A 17,940-nucleotide genomic window follows, 5' to 3' on the forward strand; every position below is an offset into this window, starting at 1 on the left:
TTTTAGCAGGTTTTTGCCGCAAACCCGCCACCGGACCCTCATAATGCGACAAATTCCCGTGCAGCTGTTGCGCCTCAAAGGGCGAACATGCAAGGGTGCGCGCCATGACCAATCCTTACAACAGCAATCTTCCGGCCCGGCCGGTCGGAACCATTCAACTGGTGGCGGATTCCGAAGAAGCCGGCGGGAGTTCAGTCATGTCCACACGCAGCAGCGACTACACGTTGGGAGAACGCATCTGCAAGGCCAGAGACGCCTCCGGATTGTCAACCGCACAGCTGGCGCGGCGCCTTGGCATCAAAACCTCAACCCTGCACAGCTGGGAAAGTGACCGGTCCGAACCCCGCTCCAACAAACTTGTTCTTTTGGCCGGCATCTTGAATGTGAGCCCGACCTGGCTGCTGGTGGGCCGGGGCACGCCCCCCATTTCCGATGAACCTGCAACTGCTGATCTCGACAGTATGAAAGTTGCGCTGGACCGTCTTCAACGCCAGGCCCAGAACCTTGCCGATGACATTGCTGCGCTGCAAGACCGCCTGAACAGCGCCTGATCTTCTTCAGATCAGCTTTCTTTCCATGGGGCCCTGGCGAAGTTCTCTACAGCTCAGCCCTTCCAGGTGACGGCAACAGGCCATTTATCTCAAAGACCTTGCCAGCGCCCCTGCCCGCACACTATGTCAGGGGAACTTAACAGGGACACGCCTTCCCACTGCTTCCTTTGCGACATTTCACGGAGTTTTCTATGACTTTGAACGCTGCGCTTCTCAAGCAACAGGTCTATATCAACGGCGCCTGGGGTGACGCTGACAGCGGCCAGACGATTGCCGTTGCCAATCCGGCGACCAGCGAAAGCATCGGCAGCATTCCCTATTGCGGACGCCCGGAGACCGCACGGGCAATCGCTGCGGCCGAGGCAGCCCTGCCCGCCTGGAAAGCGCTGACTGCGGAAGCGCGCGCCACCTACCTGCACAAATTATGCGATGCACTGATGGCGGATCTGGACGATCTCGCCGCGATCCTCACCACTGAAATGGGCAAACCGCTTGCCGAAGCCAAGGGCGAGATCACGCTTGGTGTGAAGTACATCCGGTTCTTTGCCGAAGAAGGCAAACGGATCTATGGCGACACGATCCCCTCCCCCTGGGCCGACCGGCGCCTGTTGGTCACCAAGGAACCGGTTGGCGTCGCGGCCTCGATCACTCCGTGGAACTTTCCGAATTCCATGATTGCCCGCAAGCTGGGCGCTGCCCTGGCCGCCGGCTGCACCATGGTGATGAAACCGGCCGAATTCACGCCCTATTCCGCTTTGATCTACGGTGTCATGGCCGACAGGATCGGCCTGCCAGCCGGGGTGCTCAATATTGTCACCGGGGACGCCCCCGCAATTGGCGAGGAAATGTGCGAGAACCCCGCCGTGCGCAAGATCACCTTTACCGGCTCCACCCGGGTCGGCAAGCTGCTGGCGTCCAATGCCGGCAAGAACATGAAGAAGGTCTCCATGGAACTTGGCGGCAACGCCCCCTTCATCGTGTTTGACGACGCGGATCTAGACCGGGCGGTGGAAGGGGCGATTGCCAGCAAGTTCCGCAATTCCGGCCAGACCTGCGTCTGCGCCAACCGGCTTTATGTCCAGTCCGGCGTCTATGAGGCCTTTGCTGCGAAGCTGAAGCAAGCCATGGCGGACCAGCTCAAAGTCGGCAACGGGCTTGAGGCCGGGGTTACCCAGGGACCGCTGATCAATGATGCCGCCGCCGACAAGGTCGCCGAACATGTCGAGGATGCCCTGCGCAAAGGCGGGACCCTTGAGGCTGGAGGCAAGAAACCGGACGGCCCCGGATCGTTCTATGAGCCGACGTTGATCACCGGCGCCACCTCCAACATGAAGGTCGCCCGTGAAGAAACCTTTGGGCCTCTGGCTGCTCTCTTCCGCTTTGAGACGGAAGAAGAGGCAATTCAGGTCGCCAATGACACGGAATATGGCCTGGCCTGCTATTTTTACTCCCAGAATCTCGGTCGCTGCTTCCGGGTCATGGAAGCGCTGCAATATGGTCTTGTCGGCGTCAACGAAGGTGTCATAACCACTGAAGTCGCCCCCTTTGGCGGCTTCAAGGAAAGCGGCATCGGCAATGAGGGCTCCAAATATGGGCTCGATGACTATCTGAACATCAAATACAGCTGCCTCGGCGGCTTGGGGCTTTAAGCTCAGGTCACAGGATGTCACACATGGCGCAATTCCGGCGGCCACTCTCCGAAGCCTCTGATGCGGGGTCGCATTACACGACCCAAGAGGCATTTAAGGATTGTGGCCGCCGGAATTGCGCCATGTATCAGGCGGCCTGCACAAGCTGGGCCGCCATATCGGCCGCCCCTGTCGGGCGGCCAAAATAATAGCCCTGGCCGCAGCGGCAGCCGAGTTCATGAAGACGGAGAGCCTGTTCCGCCGTTTCCACGCCTTCCACCAGCACTGTCATTCCGTAGCCTTGCGCGAGCAGAAGCACCGCTTCGATCACCGCAGTGTCCTCCTCCCGCTCCAGGGTGTCCCGGACAAAGGACTTGTCCAGTTTGATCTTGGAGAACGGATAGTCGGTGATATAGGCCAGCGAAGAGTAGCCCGTCCCGAAATCATCCAGCGAAAAACGACATCCCAGCGCCTGAAGCTCTTCCATCTTCCGTTTCAAATCCGGGCTCTCATCCACGAACAGGGTCTCGGTAACTTCCAGATCAAGCCGGTTGGCCGCAAACCCCGAGCGCTCGAGGGCTTCCGCCACGGTTTCCAGCAGATTGCCCCGGAAGAATTGGAGCGGTGACACGTTTACCGAAAGCCGGAGCGCCCCCGGCAAGGACTGGACTTCCTTCATACCCCGGTTCAGCGCCCAGGATCCCAGCTCGACGATGTAGCCTGTCTCTTCGGCAATCGGAATGAATTCAGCTGGTGACACCGGCCCGAAGGACCGGCTGTCCCAGCGCAGCAACGCCTCAACCCCGAAGATGGACCCGTCGATCAGATTGACGAGTGGCTGATAGTCGAGCCGCAACTCATCGCGGACAATCGCCTTGAACAGCTCCCCTTCCAGGCTCCGGCGCCGCTGGAGAGCTGTATCCATCTCATTTTGAAAGCACACTACCTGGTTCTGGCTGTCCCGGCGCGCCAGCGACAAGGCGTTGCCAGCACGTTTCAAGATACTGTCCGGAGCCATATCGCCGTCGGCAATCACATAGCCGATATTGAGACGCGCGGAGACATGGGCACCGTCAATGACATGATCACCGCCAATTGTCTTTTGAATGTCCTCCACAAGCTGCAAGACGCTGTCCTGATCAGCTGCCAGCAGCCGAACACCGGCAAAGACATCAGCGGTGACAGCTGCCCAGCTGATGTCCTCAGCCAACTGGGTTTTCAGACGGGCGGCGATGGATCGCCGCAACCGGTCCCCATATGAAAATCCAAGCGTTGCGACGATCTGGTCCAGATTCGAAATCGCAAACTGAAGCAGCAGAACCCTGTTTGCGGAAACACAGGCGGACTTTGTCCGCTCAGCCAGATCACTCTCAAAGCCGCTCCGGTTCAAAAGCCCGGTAATCGGATCAAACCGGGCAAGATAGTCCAGACGGGCGGCCGATTCCCGTTCATCCGTCACATCCCGGCAAGTCACGCATGCCAGGGCCGTCTTTTTCGTCTTGCCAGACCGCCCGCTTGGCGCGATTGTCTTTTCGGTTTTTGTAACAACATATTCGATCAGCCGGCGCCTTGCGCCCTCCTGGGTCAGCACCAGCAGTTGCGGCACCGGAATGCAGTCTTTCACAGCTCCCAGAACAGCCAGCGCCTCTTCCACCAGGGCATTGGGCAAAACGGCCTGAGCGCGGCAGCCTGCGAGTTTTTCATTGTCGAAAAGTTGCCGCGCAGTGCGGTTGGCTGCGGTGATCAGGCAGTCCCTGTCCAGAACAAGAATGGCATCGAAGCTGTCGTCAAAGACCTGACCGAGCATACGCTCGCTGTTGCGCTGGTTGATATTGGCCACCTGAGCCAGAAGTTTGTGGAAGCCAAGTTCGCGCAGGACAATCACGCCAGCAACCAGAAACAGGAGGATATAGGCGCTTGCAGCCGGCACCAGAATGGGCTCAGTGCTCTGCACGCTAATGGCAGCTGCCTCGATCGCAACAGCTGCGAGACCCAGAATCACAAGCTTGATGGACCAGCCGTCAATCTTGGTCATGAACAAAAGCCCACAGATCAAGGCTGCAACGAGCAGCGCCACGCCTTCGCCCTTGGGCTCCAGAGCCCGCTTCTGCAAAAGCGTCTCGGCCCCCAGTGCCTGAATGAGCGCCCCGGGCAAGATGCCGTGAACGGGCACTGGAAAAAGATCACGCAATTCAAGCGCACTCGCACCAATAATGATCTTTTTGCCATCAAACAAAGACGGATCGGAGGCGCCGTCGAGGACGTCCACCAGGGAAATGCGCGCGATTTGGTCAATCGAAATGCTGTAATCGAGAAAAAAGCTGCCGTTCACGCCGCCTGTATGCTCTCCGATCAGGCTGGCGACGGACAGTTCCGTCGTGCCGTTGATCTCATGGCCATAAAGGTTGCGCCAGATCCGGCTGTCCGCCTCCATAGGCACCATCACAACAACCGGCCAGGCATGCTCGATAAACTGTTCATGGGGCATGTTGAGAACAGTCCCCTCCGCGCCAGCCCCTGACGCGGCCTGGGTGAAGACCGCCAGGCTGGCATTGCCGGCCTTTTTCAGGGCTTGCGCCAGAAGCATGTCGTCCAAAGCATTGGATTCTGCGCTGAAGTCGATGTCAAAGACCATGTCCTGAGCACCGCCCGCAATCAGCAGGTCGATCAGTCGCGCATAGATCCTGCGGGGGAGCGGCCAATGACCAATTTCAGCCAGGCTGCGGGCATCAATGTCGACAAAAACGATGTCCCCGGAGACCGGCCGCTGGTCGAGGGCAAAACGGGTCTCCCATAACAGCCTGTCAAGGGCCGCCGTCACACCGAAAACGCGCAAGCCCGCAACTGAGACAAGAACCACCAAAGCAACCAGAGCGGCATTGAGCAAACGCCCACCGATATTGTCCCGCCAAATCAGCACCATCCGCCCCCGCTCAGGTGTCCTAACGTCCAGCGCGGCGCGCGCAATTCGCCGGTTTCGTCATGTCGGCTCTAGCGGTTTCCATTGCCATTGCCGCCGCCGTTGCCACCACCGTTGCCGTTGCCACCACCGTTCCCGTTCCCATTGTTGCCGCTCCCATTTCCGTTGTTGCCGTTGCCATTGCCACCACCATTGCCGTCCCCGTTGTTGCCCTTTTCACTCCCTTTGCCTACGCCACCAGCGTCGGAGGTTCCTGAACTGCCAGCAGCGTCAGATCTGGAAAAGAGGGCCTCAAACCAGCCACGTTTTTCTTTGATGGCAGGTTCGACACGGTTCGCATGTCTGGCTTTTTTCGACTGGCCAGGAGGGCTCGGCGCGCTGACCTTCGGTTTCCTTGGGCGCCCTTGGCGCACCGATGGCTTCGTCCGGCCGCCGACATCAAGCCCACGGCCGCCACTGGAAGCACTTGACGCATTCTGGCCGGCTCCAAGATCCGCGCGGTCCCCGGAGGCGAAGTCCTCGACCCCGACCACCCCCCGTTGCACAGACACCCGGGCCCGGCGGCTATCGACGGAAACATCAAATTTGGTTCCCTTCACCACCGCAGCCAGAAACGGGGTTTCGACATAATAATGCGGGCGGTTCCGTTTGGCGACGTCGACAGTTACTTTGCCCTTACGTTGCAAAAGGGTTGTCTTTCCCCGGTTGCTGAACCGTTTGGACAGAGCAACCGTTGTTTCAGGACCAACCGTAATGGTTTCCGTTCCCCGGGCGATCAGCGCCCGGGCTCGGGACCTGGTCGCCAGTGTGAAGCCCTTTTGAAAGACCATTCCCTTCCTGGCCCGGAATGCCTCCAAGCCAGGCGCAACGAAATAAACAGGGCCGGAAACCCGCTTCACGACCCATTCAGTGGCGGCAGCGCTCTGAAAGGCCCCAGCGACCATCAAGACTATTAAAAAAAAGGGCAGCAAAAATTCGTATTTTGTACCGGCTGCACCAGTAAAAGGAATTTGCACCCGAGTTCAGAACCCGACATCTCTGGCGATAATTGCTATTTTTTACAGTCATACATCCAAATTCCGCAGGTGCAACCAATTCATAGCCATCTTCAGCTATTTAACCTTTCGTGAATTCAGATGTTTATCTGAGATATTTCGATGATACGGTTACGCAAATGTGAATACGAAGATTAAAACTTCTTCGGTGTCACCAGCCTTAAGCAGCCGGAGACAGAAGACTGCGTTCAATGTCGCGGAAGAGATCCACGTGATCGATATTCATCTGTTCCACCCCGCAACGAACGGCCTTTTCAAACACCGCCCGGTCCTCCCCGCCATAAAACATCTGGGTGATCAGGTTGGCTGCCTTGGCTTCCTCGACAAGTTGCTGTTCCAGAGTATCCGCATCAAACTCCAGGATATGCGCATCCTGGGCGACAGCCCGCTCCACCGACCCGACATGGGCAAACAGAACCATGCGCCTGAGATCGGGAACCTTGGCCCGCGCTTCAGCCCGAATGGCCTGATCAAAGGAAAAGGTCCAGGCATCGTTCAACATGCCGCGAACCGCCAGCATGTCTCGAATTTCGGCCGGGTCTCCTTCCTTGATCTCCACATAGGTTCCGATCCGCGCTTTGCAGGCATCCAAAAACGCGCCGAGACGGGGAATACACTCTCCCTTGTAGTCCGGCCCGAACCAGCTGCCCGCATCAAGCATGTCCACATCGGCGGACACCATGTCGGCAATATGCCCGGTTCCGTTCGACGTGCGGTCCAAGGTGGCGTCGTGCAGCACATACAAAACACCATCTTTGGAGGGACGCACATCCAGCTCCACCACTTCCGCACCCTGCTCGATCGCCTTTTCCAGGGAAGCGAACGTATTTTCCGGCGCCTTGAGGCTTGCTCCCCGATGACACACTATGACCGCGTGGTTCACGTTAAATACTCCTGTGTCTCCAAACAGATTGTCTGGAGCGAAAGGGCTTCCATCATGCCCCCTGTGAGGGAAGTTGAATAAAGTGGTGCCTGAAATTCTTGATGGAATGATGACAGTTTTTCTTGTTTAGCGTATTCAACCACTTAGGCAAAGAAGTCATACAGGATCTGTGATCAAAAACGCACAGTTTGCACCTCATGCGACGCATTTGATTCCGATGCTCAGTCCGGTTGGCAGATCGTTTTTCGGGTTGGCTGCGCTGGCCCCGATTCTTTTCCGGGTATTGTTCAGTCATGCCGAACGGTCAGTTAAATTGCGCAACCGGATTTCTGGCCTATCTTCCCCTCTGCAGCGTTCATGAGCGAACGCTCTTTCAAAATATGATATGAGGTTTGATCATGATCCGTCTCGCCGCTTCCGCACTGGCCCTTACGCTCCTGGCAGGTCCTGCCCTCGCAGACCCGGTTTCCTACGCGTTCGACAAGTCCCACTCCAACCTGGCTTTCTCTTATAACCACCTTGGCTATTCCACCACAGACGGCCGTTTTGCCGACTGGGATGGCAAACTGATGATCGACCAGGACAATCCGGCCGATTCGACCATTGAATTCACCATCAAGATCGACAGCCTCGACACGTTCTGGCCGGACCGCGACACGCACCTGAAGAGCGCGGATTTCTTCGACGCTGCCAAATTTCCGACGGCAACCTTCAAAAGCACGAAGGTTGAACAGACCGGCGAGAAACAGCTTGCTGTGACCGGTGACCTGACGATCAAAGGCATCACCAAGCCGGCCACCCTGACCGTGGACGTGCTGAACCTGGGTGAACATCCGATGAAAAAGAAACCGGCCGCCGGTTTTGCCGTCTCCACCGTGATCAAACGCTCCGATTACGGAATGGACAAATTTGTGCCTTATGTCGGCGACGAGATCAGCATTTCCTTCGACGCGGAAGCGCTGAAAGCTGACGCAGAATAAGAAAATATTCGGAGGCCGGAACATCCGGCCTCCTTCTTTTCAGGGAGGCGGCCATGCTGCGCAACACCTCTTCAGGCTATGGACGCATCGCAATTGCCTTTCATTGGACAATGGCCGCGCTGATCTTCGCCATGCTGGCCCTCGGGCTTTACATGACATCGCTACCTCTGACCGATCCGGCAACCTTTCCGCTGTTTCAGCTGCATAAGTCCATCGGTTTCGTGGTTTTAGCGCTTGCGGTTCTGCGGCTTTTGTGGCGCCTGGTGAACCCGGCGCCGAAACTGCCAGACGGCATGCATCCTCTAGAGAAGCTGGCCGCACATCTTGGCCATGCCGGTCTCTATGCGTTCTTGTTTGCCTTGCCGCTCACTGGCTGGATGGTCGCATCCGCCTCTCCCTATGGCATTCCGACTTTCATCTTCAACATCGTGCCGGTGCCGCATCTTCCCGTGCCCGGCGTCCTCGGCTCCAAGGCCGAAGCGGAAACGGTGTTCAAGATCCTGCATGAATATGGCGCCTATCTATTGATGGCGCTGATCACCGCCCACTTGGCCGCCGCGCTGAAACACCATTTCATCGCCCGGGACGACACGTTGAAGCGGATGATCTCCACGGGCCCCGCCCGTTCCAGCTCCTAATGTGCTCAATCAGGAAATGTTCACATGCATCTGAAAAAGCTGTCTTATGCCTTTGTCGCGGTGTCTGCGATTACGGCATCCGCCCCGGTCTTTGCCGACACCTGGACCGTGGATCCGGTCCAGAGCTCGCTTGGATTTGAAGTCCAGCAGGCCGGTCAGCCGCTCAAAGGCACCTTCACATCCTGGACCGCAAACATCGATTTCGATACGGACAATCCGGGTGCCTCCAAGATCTCGGCCGAGATCGAACCGGCCAGCGCCTCGACGGGCAATCCGCAATTCGACAGCACCCTGCCCGCTCCGGACTGGTTTGATGCATCCGGATTTCCGAAGGCAGAATTCACGGCGGACAGCGTTTCGCATGTGGACGGCAACGTCTACAAGGCCGACGGCACGCTGACAATCAAGGGCATTTCCCAGCCGGTCACGCTGGACTTTACTCTCGACATCACCGGCGACACAGCCCAGGCCAAGGGAACAGCCTCACTCAACCGCCTGGACTACAAACTGGGCTCCAGTGTCGGCAAGGACACGGTTGGCGATGCGGTGACCGTCACCCTGGACCTGACGGCTACCCGCTGAGCGCACTCAGCGCTCTTCACCCTTGTCACCCTGATCTGAAGTTCGTCTCATTTTCCAGCGCGTTCAGCACGAACTTCAAATTCATGAGGGTGACTAGCAAGTCTATGTTTCGATTTTGGTTTTCGGAATTGAAATACGCTACGGCGCGCGCTGCACATTTGAGGCGGATTTCAGTTCCAACACACCAGGACCAAGCAGCGTTTCATTGGATTTGTCTGTCTCTGCCTGAATTCAGAGATGTGAACACAAAGGCCAAAGCCGTTCAAATCGGGATGAACGCGGCACGCCCCAACCAAAGTGAGAAGGCTGCGGGACTTGGCGTCTGCAGCCTTTTTGCCGTATGAGAACATCACACAACGCTCCAGCGAGACCGGTGGCCGCAGCACCGGTGCCAGCCAGACCAGGAAAGACGTCTCATGAACGCTCCCGTCACCACGCCCGACTATCAGCACAGCGCGCTGTTTCCGCAGGGCGAAGACAAGACCCCCTACCGCAAGCTGACTCAGGAGTTTGTCTCCACCGCTACCTTCAACGGAGAAGAGGTGCTGGTGGTCGAACCGGAAGGACTGCGTCTTCTGGCAGAAGAAGCGTTCAAGGACATCAACCATTTCCTGCGCCCGGGCCATCTGGAACAGCTCAAACGCATTCTCGACGATCCAGACGCAACTGAAAACGACAAGTTTGTCGCGTTCGACCTTCTGAAGAACGCCAATATCGCCTCTCATGGCGTGCTACCCATGTGCCAGGACACCGGCACCGCGATCATCATGGGCAAAAAGGGTCGACGGGTCTGGACCAGCGGCACCGATGAAGCCGCCCTCGGCGAGGGCGCACGCGATGCCTATTTCAAGAAAAACCTGCGCTATTCCCAACTCGCGCCCCTTTCCATGTTCGAGGAAAAGAACACCCGCAATAACATGCCCGCCCAGATCGAGCTCTATGCGGAAGGGGAAGATGCATACAAGTTCCTGTTCATGGCCAAGGGCGGCGGATCTGCCAACAAGACCTTCCTGTTCCAGGGTACCCCGTCCCTTCTGACCCACGACCGGATGGTTGAGTTCCTCAAAGAAAAGATCCTGACTCTCGGAACCGCCGCCTGCCCGCCCTATCATTTGGCCATCGTCATTGGCGGCACCTCGGCGGAACTGAACCTGAAAACCGCCAAGCTGGCCTCCGCCCGCTATCTGGATGGCCTGCCGACAGAAGGTTCGGAACTGGGCCACGCCTTCCGCGACACCCAGATGGAAGAAGAGATCCACAAACTGACCCAGGCAACCGGCGTCGGCGCCCAGTTTGGGGGCAAGTATTTCTGCCACGATGTGCGTGTCATCCGCCTGCCCCGCCATGGCGCCTCCCTGCCGATCGGTCTTGCGGTCTCCTGTTCCGCTGACCGCCAGGCTGTTGGCAAGATCACCAGGGACGGCATCTTTCTGGAACAGCTGGAAATGCAGCCGGAAAAATATCTTCCGGAAGTGACCGACGAGACCCTGTCTGACAATGTAGTCAAGATCGACCTGACACGGCCAATGCCTGAGATCCTGGCCGAGCTGACCAAGCATCCGATCAAGACACGCCTGTCGCTGAGCGGCCCCTTGATTGTCGCCCGGGATCTGGCCCATTCGAAACTGCGCGACCGCCTGGAAAGCGGCGAGCCGCTGCCGGAGTATTTCAAGAACCATCCGATCTATTATGCCGGACCGGCGAAGACCCCGGATGGCATGCCGTCCGGCTCCTTCGGCCCGACCACCGCGGGGCGCATGGACGCATATGTAGACCAGTTCCAGGCCGCTGGCGGCTCCATGGTGATGCTGGCAAAGGGCAACCGCTCGGCCCAGGTGCGCCGCGCCTGTCAGGCCCATGGCGGGTTTTACCTGGGATCCATTGGTGGCCCGGCCGCCCGTCTCGCCCAGGACTGCATCAAGAAGGTGGAAGTGGTCGAGTTTGAAGAACTCGGCATGGAAGCCATCTGGAAAATCGAGGTTGAAGATTTCCCGGCCTTCATCGTGGTTGATGACAAGGGCAACGACTTCTTCAAGGAATTGAACCTCGGCTAGACGCCCCGCCTGAGAAACTTATTCCTCAAGAGATCTTGGAAAAGGCGGCTTTTGCCGTCTTTTTTGCATTTACTTTCAACATGAGGATCCTCCTTAACCGGTTTTTTAGCTGAAAAAGGCAAGAAGGTTGGACGCAAAAGCAAACGCAAGACGTCTTGATGGTCAAATTCGCTGCCTACATTCTGGTTCTGGTCATTGTTGCTATCGTCAGCCGCAGGCTGGATCAGTCCGGGCTCTATATCACCACACTGCTGGCCATTCTCTTCAGCGTTGCCGGAATGCTGCTCTTTCCCGCAGTCCAGCCGCTGGCGGAATCGGTGGTGGGCGGCGTCCGCTCCAGAGCCCGCTACGGACCGGAGAAAGAACCCGAGGAAGTCAATCCGGAGCGCATCCAGGACATCTTGACCCGGGAGCCAGCCAAATTCGCAGTTGCCACAGCCAGTCCCGTCATTGCCCCCGCCGAGCCGGTTGTTCCCGCGTTTCAGACGCCCCCGGACGAGGCCATGGGCGAAGGCTTTGAGGAACTGATAAAACAGTTTTCCCGCAATGCGGTCTATGCATTCCGGGCGTATCCGCCACACCGGGAGAGCCACGGCCGCAGCAAGATCGGCGGATGCCCGGACTTGCCCAAAGGCGTCGCATGGCCGACGGCCCCCGGACATCTGGATCAGGTCAAGGAAGGCCTGCCCTTGCACTTTCTGGCGCAGCTGGATCTGAGCGAACTTGCCTGGCGCCCAAAGGGATTTCCGGAAACCGGCAGGCTACTGTTTTTTGGCCGCTTCGATGAGATGCTGGACTGGGCAGCCAGTGAGGTGGACCCGGACAATGACATGCGTGTGATTTTTGATCCGGACTGTTCAGGCGTTCCCACCACGCCACCAAAAAATCTGCCCCCCCTCGGCAGCGGCAAATATCAGTTTGATCTGCTCTTCGGCCTGCCGGGCGACGAAAAGAGCCGGACCTTCCCGGAATGGCCGCTCAAATTCGCTGAAGTCGAAACCATGCCCGAAGGCGAGGACCTGCCATTCCAAGCCCCTGAAGGCTATAACATCTCGCTGAAAGAGCACCTGACCGCGCAATTGCAAGGCGTTCTCGGGGTCTGGTCCGTAAAGGACACAAAGGCTTGCGGGTTCCAGATGTTTGAAGAGCTGACCGGGGGCGACGGCGATGAGAGCCCGGCCCTGGCGCTGCGGCCATTTGCGGACACCGGTTTCCCGTTCGCGCCCAGGGGCATTTCCCTGGTCTGCCGGATCTTGCGCAACCGGCACGCGGAAAAGCTGCAGGAGACCATGTTCGACACCTGTTTCGAGGACTGGCAGCTGCAGGCCGACGCGGCAGGTGAGACCGCGCTCGACGCCAATATGGCCAATGCCTTTGTCGAGGACATGAACGACTTTTTGATGAAGTCCGCCGACAAGCGCTACGGTCCCTATCTGAAAGCCGATCTGGAACGCGCGCTCTACCGGCTCGTCACTGAGGCCGGTTCCAGCCCGGCGCTGGCCGCCAAGCTGCCCGACTGGCTCTATCTGGCCGCTTCCGACCGTCACCCGGTGCTGCTGCGGGACGCGGACGGGCTCAAGATGCCGCAGATGCCGGATGCCCGGGCAGCCCTTTGTTATCACCAGCTCTTCGGGCACCTGGCCTCCCGGGAGGCCAGCCTGCCATTGGATGGGCCGGATCTGCTGCTGTTCCAGCTTTTCAGTGATCTGGGTGCGGAATTCACCATTGGAGATGGAGGCGAGTTTGATTTTGCAATCGCCGGACCCGATGTGTCGAATCGTGACTTCAGCAAAGTGAAAGCCATCTGCTGCTGACCATCCTTCACCCGCCGCCTTTGCACGCCAAGTGATTCTCCCTGGTGTCTCTATGCGGATAAAATCCGTCCGCTTTCCCTCCAAAAACGAAACAAATGCAGCAACTTGAAAGCGCACTCCGTTACGGAACACGCCTCAAGGGAAATTCCGTTGCAATTTCGGCACAATTGATCAATGTCCTGTCTGCTCACATCAACGTGAGATTCCTTTCGCCTGTGTTTTGGGCCATCATCGTTAACAGTGCGGCAAGGAGAATTTCCTAACGTAACCTTCGAAATCGAGCGTGCCTTGAAATGGGCAGGCGCTGAAGGGGGACCTAAATGAAGTCATTATTTTATGCAGTCATTGCAGTGCTCGCGGGAAGTTTCCTGTTGCCTGCAGAAGCTACGGCCCGCGCCGGCTATTTCGATCACAACACCAATACCTGGGTGACGCCCAAATACCATCCGGGCGGCAAGTCGCCGGTGCGGCGCAAGAAGGTCAGTTACGACGGTCCGTATTCTCCGGGCACCATTGTCATCGACACGTCAGAGCGGCGCCTTTACCACGTGCTTCCGGGCGGCAAGGCCATGAAATATGGCGTCGGCGTCGGCAAACAGGGCTTCCAGTGGGCCGGAACCCACCGCGTGACACGCAAGGCAGAATGGCCGAGCTGGACACCACCGGCGCAGATGCGGGCCCGCGAGCGCAAGAAAGGCCGCATTCTGCCGACCTATATGCCCGGCGGACCGAACAACCCGATGGGGGCCCGCGCGCTTTACATCGGTTCGACCCTCTACCGCATTCACGGCACAACGGAGCCGTGGACCATCGGCTCCGAAGTCTCGTCCGGCTGCATCCGCCTTGCCAATGAAGACATCATTCACCTCTATAAGAATGTGAATCTGGGTGCTATGATCATCGTGAAGCGTTGATCTGAGCAATTTCGATGTTCAAAGAAAAGCCGGGCAAGCTGCCCGGCTTTTTTCATGCTTTCTGCTCATTGGGACCATAGGCCCATCTCGCCGTCATGCAGAAAACAGCCCTTGGAAAAATGAGATAAGTCCACAGGGTTGGGCAGGCGCAGGTCTGAGAAATCCGGCAACGGCTTGTTGCCGGGATCAAAGGACCGGTGCACCTGGGACAGAAACACAAACCTCACGCCTTTGTCCTGGGCAAACCGCTTCAACTGCGCGATCTGCACCCCAAGCTCCGGCTCGGTTCTGCGCTGGTCAAGAAGCTGCAAATAGTCGATGACCGCCAGCGTTCCCGGGGCGCAGCCAGACAGTCCTCTTTCGATCTGATCTGCACACAGGGTGTCTGACAAATCAATTTCCAGGCCGGTGTGGCCCTTGGTTTCCGTCTCAGCGGCGTCAGCAAGACGCTGCTCAAGCTCATTCATTGAAATTTCGGCTGAAAAGAAGGCGGCCTGCCAGCCGGACCGGACGGCTTCGACAAGCAACTGAACGCCAAAGAGGGTTTTCCCGTGACCCGGCCTGGCCGCAAGGATCAGCAATTCGCCGTTTTTCAGCCGGTGAAGAACATTTGCTTCAGGTGTCACCTGACTGGCCCGCAGCTTCTTGTGATGGGCGGCGAGCAGCCCCCAGCTTGAAAACCCTTCCCCGGCCGCAATCCGGTCGAGTGCGGCACTTAGAGCAATATTGTCCCGCCGGGCCATGAGCCGGGCAGCACGTTTCAAACGGAAAATGGGAACGGACAGTTTCATGCGCAGTCTCCAGAAAGCCACCTGCGTCTGTCGCATTCCCTCCTTCTGCACACGCACGGGGCCTGAAGTGGTGCCAATCCATAGGCCCTGCAGGTCAACTGCTGCTCCGGATGGAGGGGGACGGCGCGGGCCACGCCGGGACACGCCGTATAGCTGATTCTGCCCATAGCACACCAGATGGGACCATGTGGCGCATAGCTGGCGTCTAGCGGTCCCGGCTCAAACCCTTGGCCGCAAGCTCTTGAAGATAGACGTCCCAATGCTTTTCCGGCTCCAGCGCCAGTTCCAAAAGGTAGCGCCAGGAAAAAATCCCGGAATTGTGCATGTCGTCAAAATGAATGCGCACGGCATAATTGCCGACCGGCTCCATCTTCATGATCTCCACCTGCCGTTTGCCCGGCACGGTCTGTTTCTGGGAGGGGGCATGGCCCTTGACTTCCGCAGATGGGGAACAGACCCGCAAATATTCGGCAGACAGGTCATGGCGGCCACCATCATCAAACGCCACCGTCAGCGTTTTTTTATCCGCCGACACCCGCAATTCGGTTGGCCAGGGCGCGCTTGTCTCAGTCATCACATCCATTTCCGGTCTTGATCAGGTTGCGGGCGGGACGATAGCGGCCGCCCTCTTCCCGTCAAGCCGCCTGTTCCCGTCCGGCGGCCTTGACCGCTTCATACCCCTCCAGCGCCGCCTGGCGGGCTGCTGCGTGATCCACAATCGGCTGAGGATAGTGCACACCCAAGATCACCCCCGCGGCCTTGAGCACAGCGGGCGGGGCCTCAAAGGGGGCGAAAAGATAGGTTTTGTCGAGGTCTTTCAGTTCCGGCACCCAGCGTTTGACATAGGTGCCGTCCGGATCAAATTTCTGTCCCTGGCTAATGGGATTGAACACCCGGAAATACGGGGCGGCATCCGCCCCTGAGCCGGCCACCCATTGCCAGCTTGCGGAATTGTTCGCAAGGTCTGCATCCAGCAGCGTATCCCGGAACCAGGCTTCGCCATGATGCCAGTGCAGCCGGAGATGTTTGACCAGAAAGCTGGCAACGATCATGCGCACACGGTTGTGCATATACCCGGTCTGCCATAGCTCCCGCATGCCCGCATCGACGATCGGATACCCGGTTTCGCCCTTTTGCCAGCGTTCCAGGTCGGTTGCGCTGTCGCGCCAGGGATAGACATCAAAGGCCGGGCGCCAGTTCGCCTCAGGCAGCTTCGGAAAATGATAAAGGAGATGATAGGAAAATTCGCGCCAGGCGATCTCCGACAGAAACTTCAGCCCGTCTTTACGGCAAGCCTCGTTGGCCTCAATCGCATCCCAAGTCCTCTTCCATATCTGGCGCGGTGACAGCTCCCCAAAGTGAAGATGAGGCGAAAGCCGCGAGACATTGGGCAGATCCGGACGGTTTCTAAGGTCCCCGTATCCTATCAGCCCGGCTGTGAGAAACCCCTGCAACCGCTTCAAGGCGCCGTCTTCACCCGGCTGCCAGAGCCTGTCCCATCCCTTGGCCCAATCCGGTTTCTCCGGCAAAAGGCCAAGAACATCCAGTTCTTCGCCATGCGCGCAGTCCAAACACGTCAAGGTCTGGGGAGCAGGCAAAGGCGCTGCAATTTCCCTTTGTTGTGCCGTCTTCCAGAACGGGGAATAGACCTTGAAGGAGCCGCCAGTCTTATTGGTGAGTTCCCAGGGCTCAAACAGCAAGGACGCCTTGAAGCTGGTCACCTCAAAGCCGTCCGCCTTCAGGAGGGTCTTGATCTCCGTGTCCCGCTCAATCGCATTCGGCTCATAGCAGCGGTTCCAGTGCACCGCGCGCACGCCTGCTTCCCGTGCGATCTGCGGGATGAGGTGCCTTGCATCGCCGCGGCAAATGATCAGACCCGGCAGGGTCTTTTGAAGGGACTTCAGACTGAAATGCAGCCACCACTTGCTGGCCCCGCCCAGCGGATGGGTTTCTCCGCTGTGGGCCGGATCTTCCAGCACGAAGACGGGCAGGACCGGACCTTTCCTTGCGGCTTCAAAAAGCGCTGGATTGTCTGCTATTCTGAGGTCCTGGCGGAACCAGACAAGTGTCGTCATGATGCCTCAACGTTTTTGACTGTTCCAGATACGCTCCGGCCAGGAACTGGATCAACCGATTGGCCTGCAATTTCCTGCCGGCCCACCGCCGAGGCATCTGTGCTACGCCGGGACGGGCGCAAGAACTTCCCTGCGGAACCGCCCGAAATGTTCATCCCAGCCAGCATCAAGCGCCGTCAACATCCGGAACGCCGCTTCTCCTGCAGCCTGCTCAATCCCTTCATGAACCAACGTCAGGCGCGTGCCGCCCGCAGCCTCTTCCAGCGTCCAACGCACCGTTGTCATGGCCCCGTTCAAAGGCTTCACGGTGAACGTATAGACGAGGCTTCCATGGGGTCTCATTTCCAGAACCTTGCCCCAGCAGATCCTGTCCATGTTGCCATGCTGGTCGAGCAGCGTGTAGTCGGCGCCTTCCTTAAGGTCTTCTTCGGCCGGATGAAACCAGCGGGCGAGCTTGTCTTTCTCAGTCAAGAAAGCCCAGACAGTTTCACGCGGGGCTTTCAAGAAAATGGTCTTGGTCATCGTTGTGGCAGTCATGTCATATCTCCTTCCCGGTCCTTCGTGTCTTTGGCAATTTCACGCTGCAAGTTGGATAGCTTTGCGTCCCAGAACTGTTCAAAGACGCCAAGCCATTCGAAAGCGGATTTCAAGGGGTCGGGGGAAAGGCTTTTGCGCCGTTCCCGTCCGATCGTCTCGCTTTTGACGAGGCCGCCTTCTTCAAGAATGGCCAGATGCTTGTTGATCGCGGTCCGGGTGATGCCGAACCGATCCGAGATTTCAGAGATCGCCAGGCTTTCCTTGCACAAAAGCAGCAGGATCTCCCGCCGGGTCGGGTCTGACAGCGCCCGGAAGACCGGTTGAGGGCCCGTGCTCATGGTCAGCCTTCCCCTCCGGTCCTGTCCAGCGTGCTCCGGACTTTCATCGAAATCATTGCCCTCTCCTTTGTGACACTTTTTGGTGTTATATTAAATAACACCTTTTGGTGTTATGCCAAGACTCAACATGTGCATTACCCGGAAAATTGCGCGCCTGTTGATTTTGATGCGATTTCGTAC

Annotated in this window: 16 protein-coding genes; 8 read left to right on the forward strand and 8 right to left on the reverse strand. The window is 58.0% G+C overall.

Translation table 11 applies throughout. The features are described 5' to 3' along the window. Positions 1-104: 104 nt before the first annotated feature. Both ACXAIC_RS19550 and ACXAIC_RS19555 read left to right on the forward strand, forming a co-directional pair. A complete protein-coding gene (locus tag ACXAIC_RS19550) occupies positions 105-551 on the forward strand; it encodes a helix-turn-helix domain-containing protein (protein ID WP_475184093.1) in 447 nt (148 codons plus the stop codon). 191 nt (positions 552-742) lie between these two features. Continuing rightward, the gene (locus tag ACXAIC_RS19555) at positions 743-2,200 is read left to right on the forward strand and encodes an NAD-dependent succinate-semialdehyde dehydrogenase (protein WP_475184095.1); all 1,458 of its coding nucleotides are present in this window, start codon (positions 743-745) and stop codon (positions 2,198-2,200) included. A gap of 127 nt (positions 2,201-2,327) precedes the next feature. Here ACXAIC_RS19555 and ACXAIC_RS19560 read toward each other — a convergent pair whose 3' ends face one another. The 3 genes from ACXAIC_RS19560 to ACXAIC_RS19570 all read right to left on the reverse strand — a co-directional run bounded on the left by ACXAIC_RS19560 (position 2,328) and on the right by ACXAIC_RS19570 (position 7,037). Beyond that, the gene (locus tag ACXAIC_RS19560) at positions 2,328-5,099 is read right to left on the reverse strand and encodes an EAL domain-containing protein (protein WP_475184097.1); all 2,772 of its coding nucleotides are present in this window, start codon (positions 5,097-5,099) and stop codon (positions 2,328-2,330) included. Positions 5,100-5,170: 71 nt separating this feature from the next. Further along, the gene (locus ACXAIC_RS19565; protein ID WP_475184099.1) at positions 5,171-5,929 is read right to left on the reverse strand and encodes a FecR domain-containing protein; all 759 of its coding nucleotides are present in this window, start codon (positions 5,927-5,929) and stop codon (positions 5,171-5,173) included. Between the two features lie 385 nt (positions 5,930-6,314). Continuing rightward, positions 6,315-7,037, reverse strand: coding sequence for a glycerophosphodiester phosphodiesterase (locus ACXAIC_RS19570; protein ID WP_475184101.1), 723 nt, complete (start codon positions 7,035-7,037; stop codon positions 6,315-6,317). Positions 7,038-7,435: 398 nt separating this feature from the next. Between ACXAIC_RS19570 and ACXAIC_RS19575 the strand changes: the two genes are divergently transcribed. The 6 genes from ACXAIC_RS19575 to ACXAIC_RS19600 all read left to right on the forward strand — a co-directional run bounded on the left by ACXAIC_RS19575 (position 7,436) and on the right by ACXAIC_RS19600 (position 14,019). After that, positions 7,436-8,017, forward strand: a complete 582-nt coding sequence (locus tag ACXAIC_RS19575; protein WP_475184103.1) for a YceI family protein — start codon at positions 7,436-7,438, stop codon at positions 8,015-8,017. Positions 8,018-8,070: 53 nt separating this feature from the next. Beyond that, a complete protein-coding gene (locus ACXAIC_RS19580) occupies positions 8,071-8,655 on the forward strand; it encodes a cytochrome b (RefSeq protein ID WP_475184105.1) in 585 nt (194 codons plus the stop codon). Between the two features lie 24 nt (positions 8,656-8,679). Beyond that, positions 8,680-9,237 carry a YceI family protein gene (locus tag ACXAIC_RS19585; RefSeq protein ID WP_475184107.1) on the forward strand — a complete coding sequence of 186 codons (558 nt, stop codon included), beginning with the start codon at positions 8,680-8,682 and terminating at the stop codon, positions 9,235-9,237. A gap of 416 nt (positions 9,238-9,653) precedes the next feature. Beyond that, positions 9,654-11,291, forward strand: a complete 1,638-nt coding sequence (locus ACXAIC_RS19590) for a fumarate hydratase (protein ID WP_475184110.1) — start codon at positions 9,654-9,656, stop codon at positions 11,289-11,291. Positions 11,292-11,449: 158 nt separating this feature from the next. Then, positions 11,450-13,105 (forward strand): DUF1963 domain-containing protein, encoded by a 1,656-nt coding sequence (locus ACXAIC_RS19595; RefSeq protein WP_475184112.1) that lies wholly within the window; start codon positions 11,450-11,452, stop codon positions 13,103-13,105. A 320-nt stretch (positions 13,106-13,425) separates the two neighbouring features. Next, complete coding sequence (locus ACXAIC_RS19600; RefSeq protein ID WP_475184114.1) at positions 13,426-14,019, forward strand: L,D-transpeptidase; 594 nt, start codon at positions 13,426-13,428, stop codon at positions 14,017-14,019. A 65-nt stretch (positions 14,020-14,084) separates the two neighbouring features. Here ACXAIC_RS19600 and ACXAIC_RS19605 read toward each other — a convergent pair whose 3' ends face one another. The 5 genes from ACXAIC_RS19605 to ACXAIC_RS19625 form a co-directional block, all read right to left on the reverse strand. Further along, positions 14,085-14,810 carry a DNA helicase gene (locus ACXAIC_RS19605; protein WP_475184117.1) on the reverse strand — a complete coding sequence of 242 codons (726 nt, stop codon included), beginning with the start codon at positions 14,808-14,810 and terminating at the stop codon, positions 14,085-14,087. 205 nt (positions 14,811-15,015) lie between these two features. Continuing rightward, entirely contained in the window at positions 15,016-15,384 is a 369-nt protein-coding gene (locus ACXAIC_RS19610) for a gamma-butyrobetaine hydroxylase family protein (RefSeq protein WP_475184119.1), read from the reverse strand. Positions 15,385-15,445: 61 nt separating this feature from the next. Further along, the gene (locus ACXAIC_RS19615; RefSeq protein WP_475184121.1) at positions 15,446-16,885 is read right to left on the reverse strand and encodes a cryptochrome/photolyase family protein; all 1,440 of its coding nucleotides are present in this window, start codon (positions 16,883-16,885) and stop codon (positions 15,446-15,448) included. Between the two features lie 102 nt (positions 16,886-16,987). Then, positions 16,988-17,422, reverse strand: a complete 435-nt coding sequence (locus tag ACXAIC_RS19620) for an SRPBCC family protein (RefSeq protein ID WP_475184122.1) — start codon at positions 17,420-17,422, stop codon at positions 16,988-16,990. Beyond that, positions 17,419-17,760, reverse strand: a complete 342-nt coding sequence (locus ACXAIC_RS19625; protein WP_475184124.1) for an ArsR/SmtB family transcription factor — start codon at positions 17,758-17,760, stop codon at positions 17,419-17,421. The genes ACXAIC_RS19620 and ACXAIC_RS19625 overlap by 4 nt, the downstream gene beginning before the upstream one ends. Between the last annotated feature and the right edge of the window lie 180 nt (positions 17,761-17,940).

The sequence above is a fragment of the Roseibium sp. AWQ4_254 genome, assembly GCF_056161025.1.

Bases quoted from the DNA above. Each gene is read 5' to 3' on its own strand.
- ACXAIC_RS19550 (WP_475184093.1), top strand. From the start codon at position 105: ATGACCAATCCTTACAACAGCAATCTTCCGGCCCGGCCGGTCGGAACC.
- ACXAIC_RS19555 (WP_475184095.1), top strand. From the start codon at position 743: ATGACTTTGAACGCTGCGCTTCTCAAGCAACAGGTCTATATCAACGGC.
- ACXAIC_RS19565 (WP_475184099.1), bottom strand. From the start codon at position 5,929: ATGGTCTTTCAAAAGGGCTTCACACTGGCGACCAGGTCCCGAGCCCGG.
- ACXAIC_RS19575 (WP_475184103.1), top strand. From the start codon at position 7,436: ATGATCCGTCTCGCCGCTTCCGCACTGGCCCTTACGCTCCTGGCAGGT.
- ACXAIC_RS19580 (WP_475184105.1), top strand. From the start codon at position 8,071: ATGCTGCGCAACACCTCTTCAGGCTATGGACGCATCGCAATTGCCTTT.
- ACXAIC_RS19585 (WP_475184107.1), top strand. From the start codon at position 8,680: ATGCATCTGAAAAAGCTGTCTTATGCCTTTGTCGCGGTGTCTGCGATT.
- ACXAIC_RS19590 (WP_475184110.1), top strand. From the start codon at position 9,654: ATGAACGCTCCCGTCACCACGCCCGACTATCAGCACAGCGCGCTGTTT.
- ACXAIC_RS19595 (WP_475184112.1), top strand. From the start codon at position 11,450: ATGGTCAAATTCGCTGCCTACATTCTGGTTCTGGTCATTGTTGCTATC.
- ACXAIC_RS19600 (WP_475184114.1), top strand. From the start codon at position 13,426: ATGAAGTCATTATTTTATGCAGTCATTGCAGTGCTCGCGGGAAGTTTC.
- ACXAIC_RS19605 (WP_475184117.1), bottom strand. From the start codon at position 14,810: ATGAAACTGTCCGTTCCCATTTTCCGTTTGAAACGTGCTGCCCGGCTC.
- ACXAIC_RS19610 (WP_475184119.1), bottom strand. From the start codon at position 15,384: ATGACTGAGACAAGCGCGCCCTGGCCAACCGAATTGCGGGTGTCGGCG.
- ACXAIC_RS19615 (WP_475184121.1), bottom strand. From the start codon at position 16,885: ATGACGACACTTGTCTGGTTCCGCCAGGACCTCAGAATAGCAGACAAT.
- ACXAIC_RS19620 (WP_475184122.1), bottom strand. From the start codon at position 17,422: ATGACTGCCACAACGATGACCAAGACCATTTTCTTGAAAGCCCCGCGT.
- ACXAIC_RS19625 (WP_475184124.1), bottom strand. From the start codon at position 17,760: ATGAGCACGGGCCCTCAACCGGTCTTCCGGGCGCTGTCAGACCCGACC.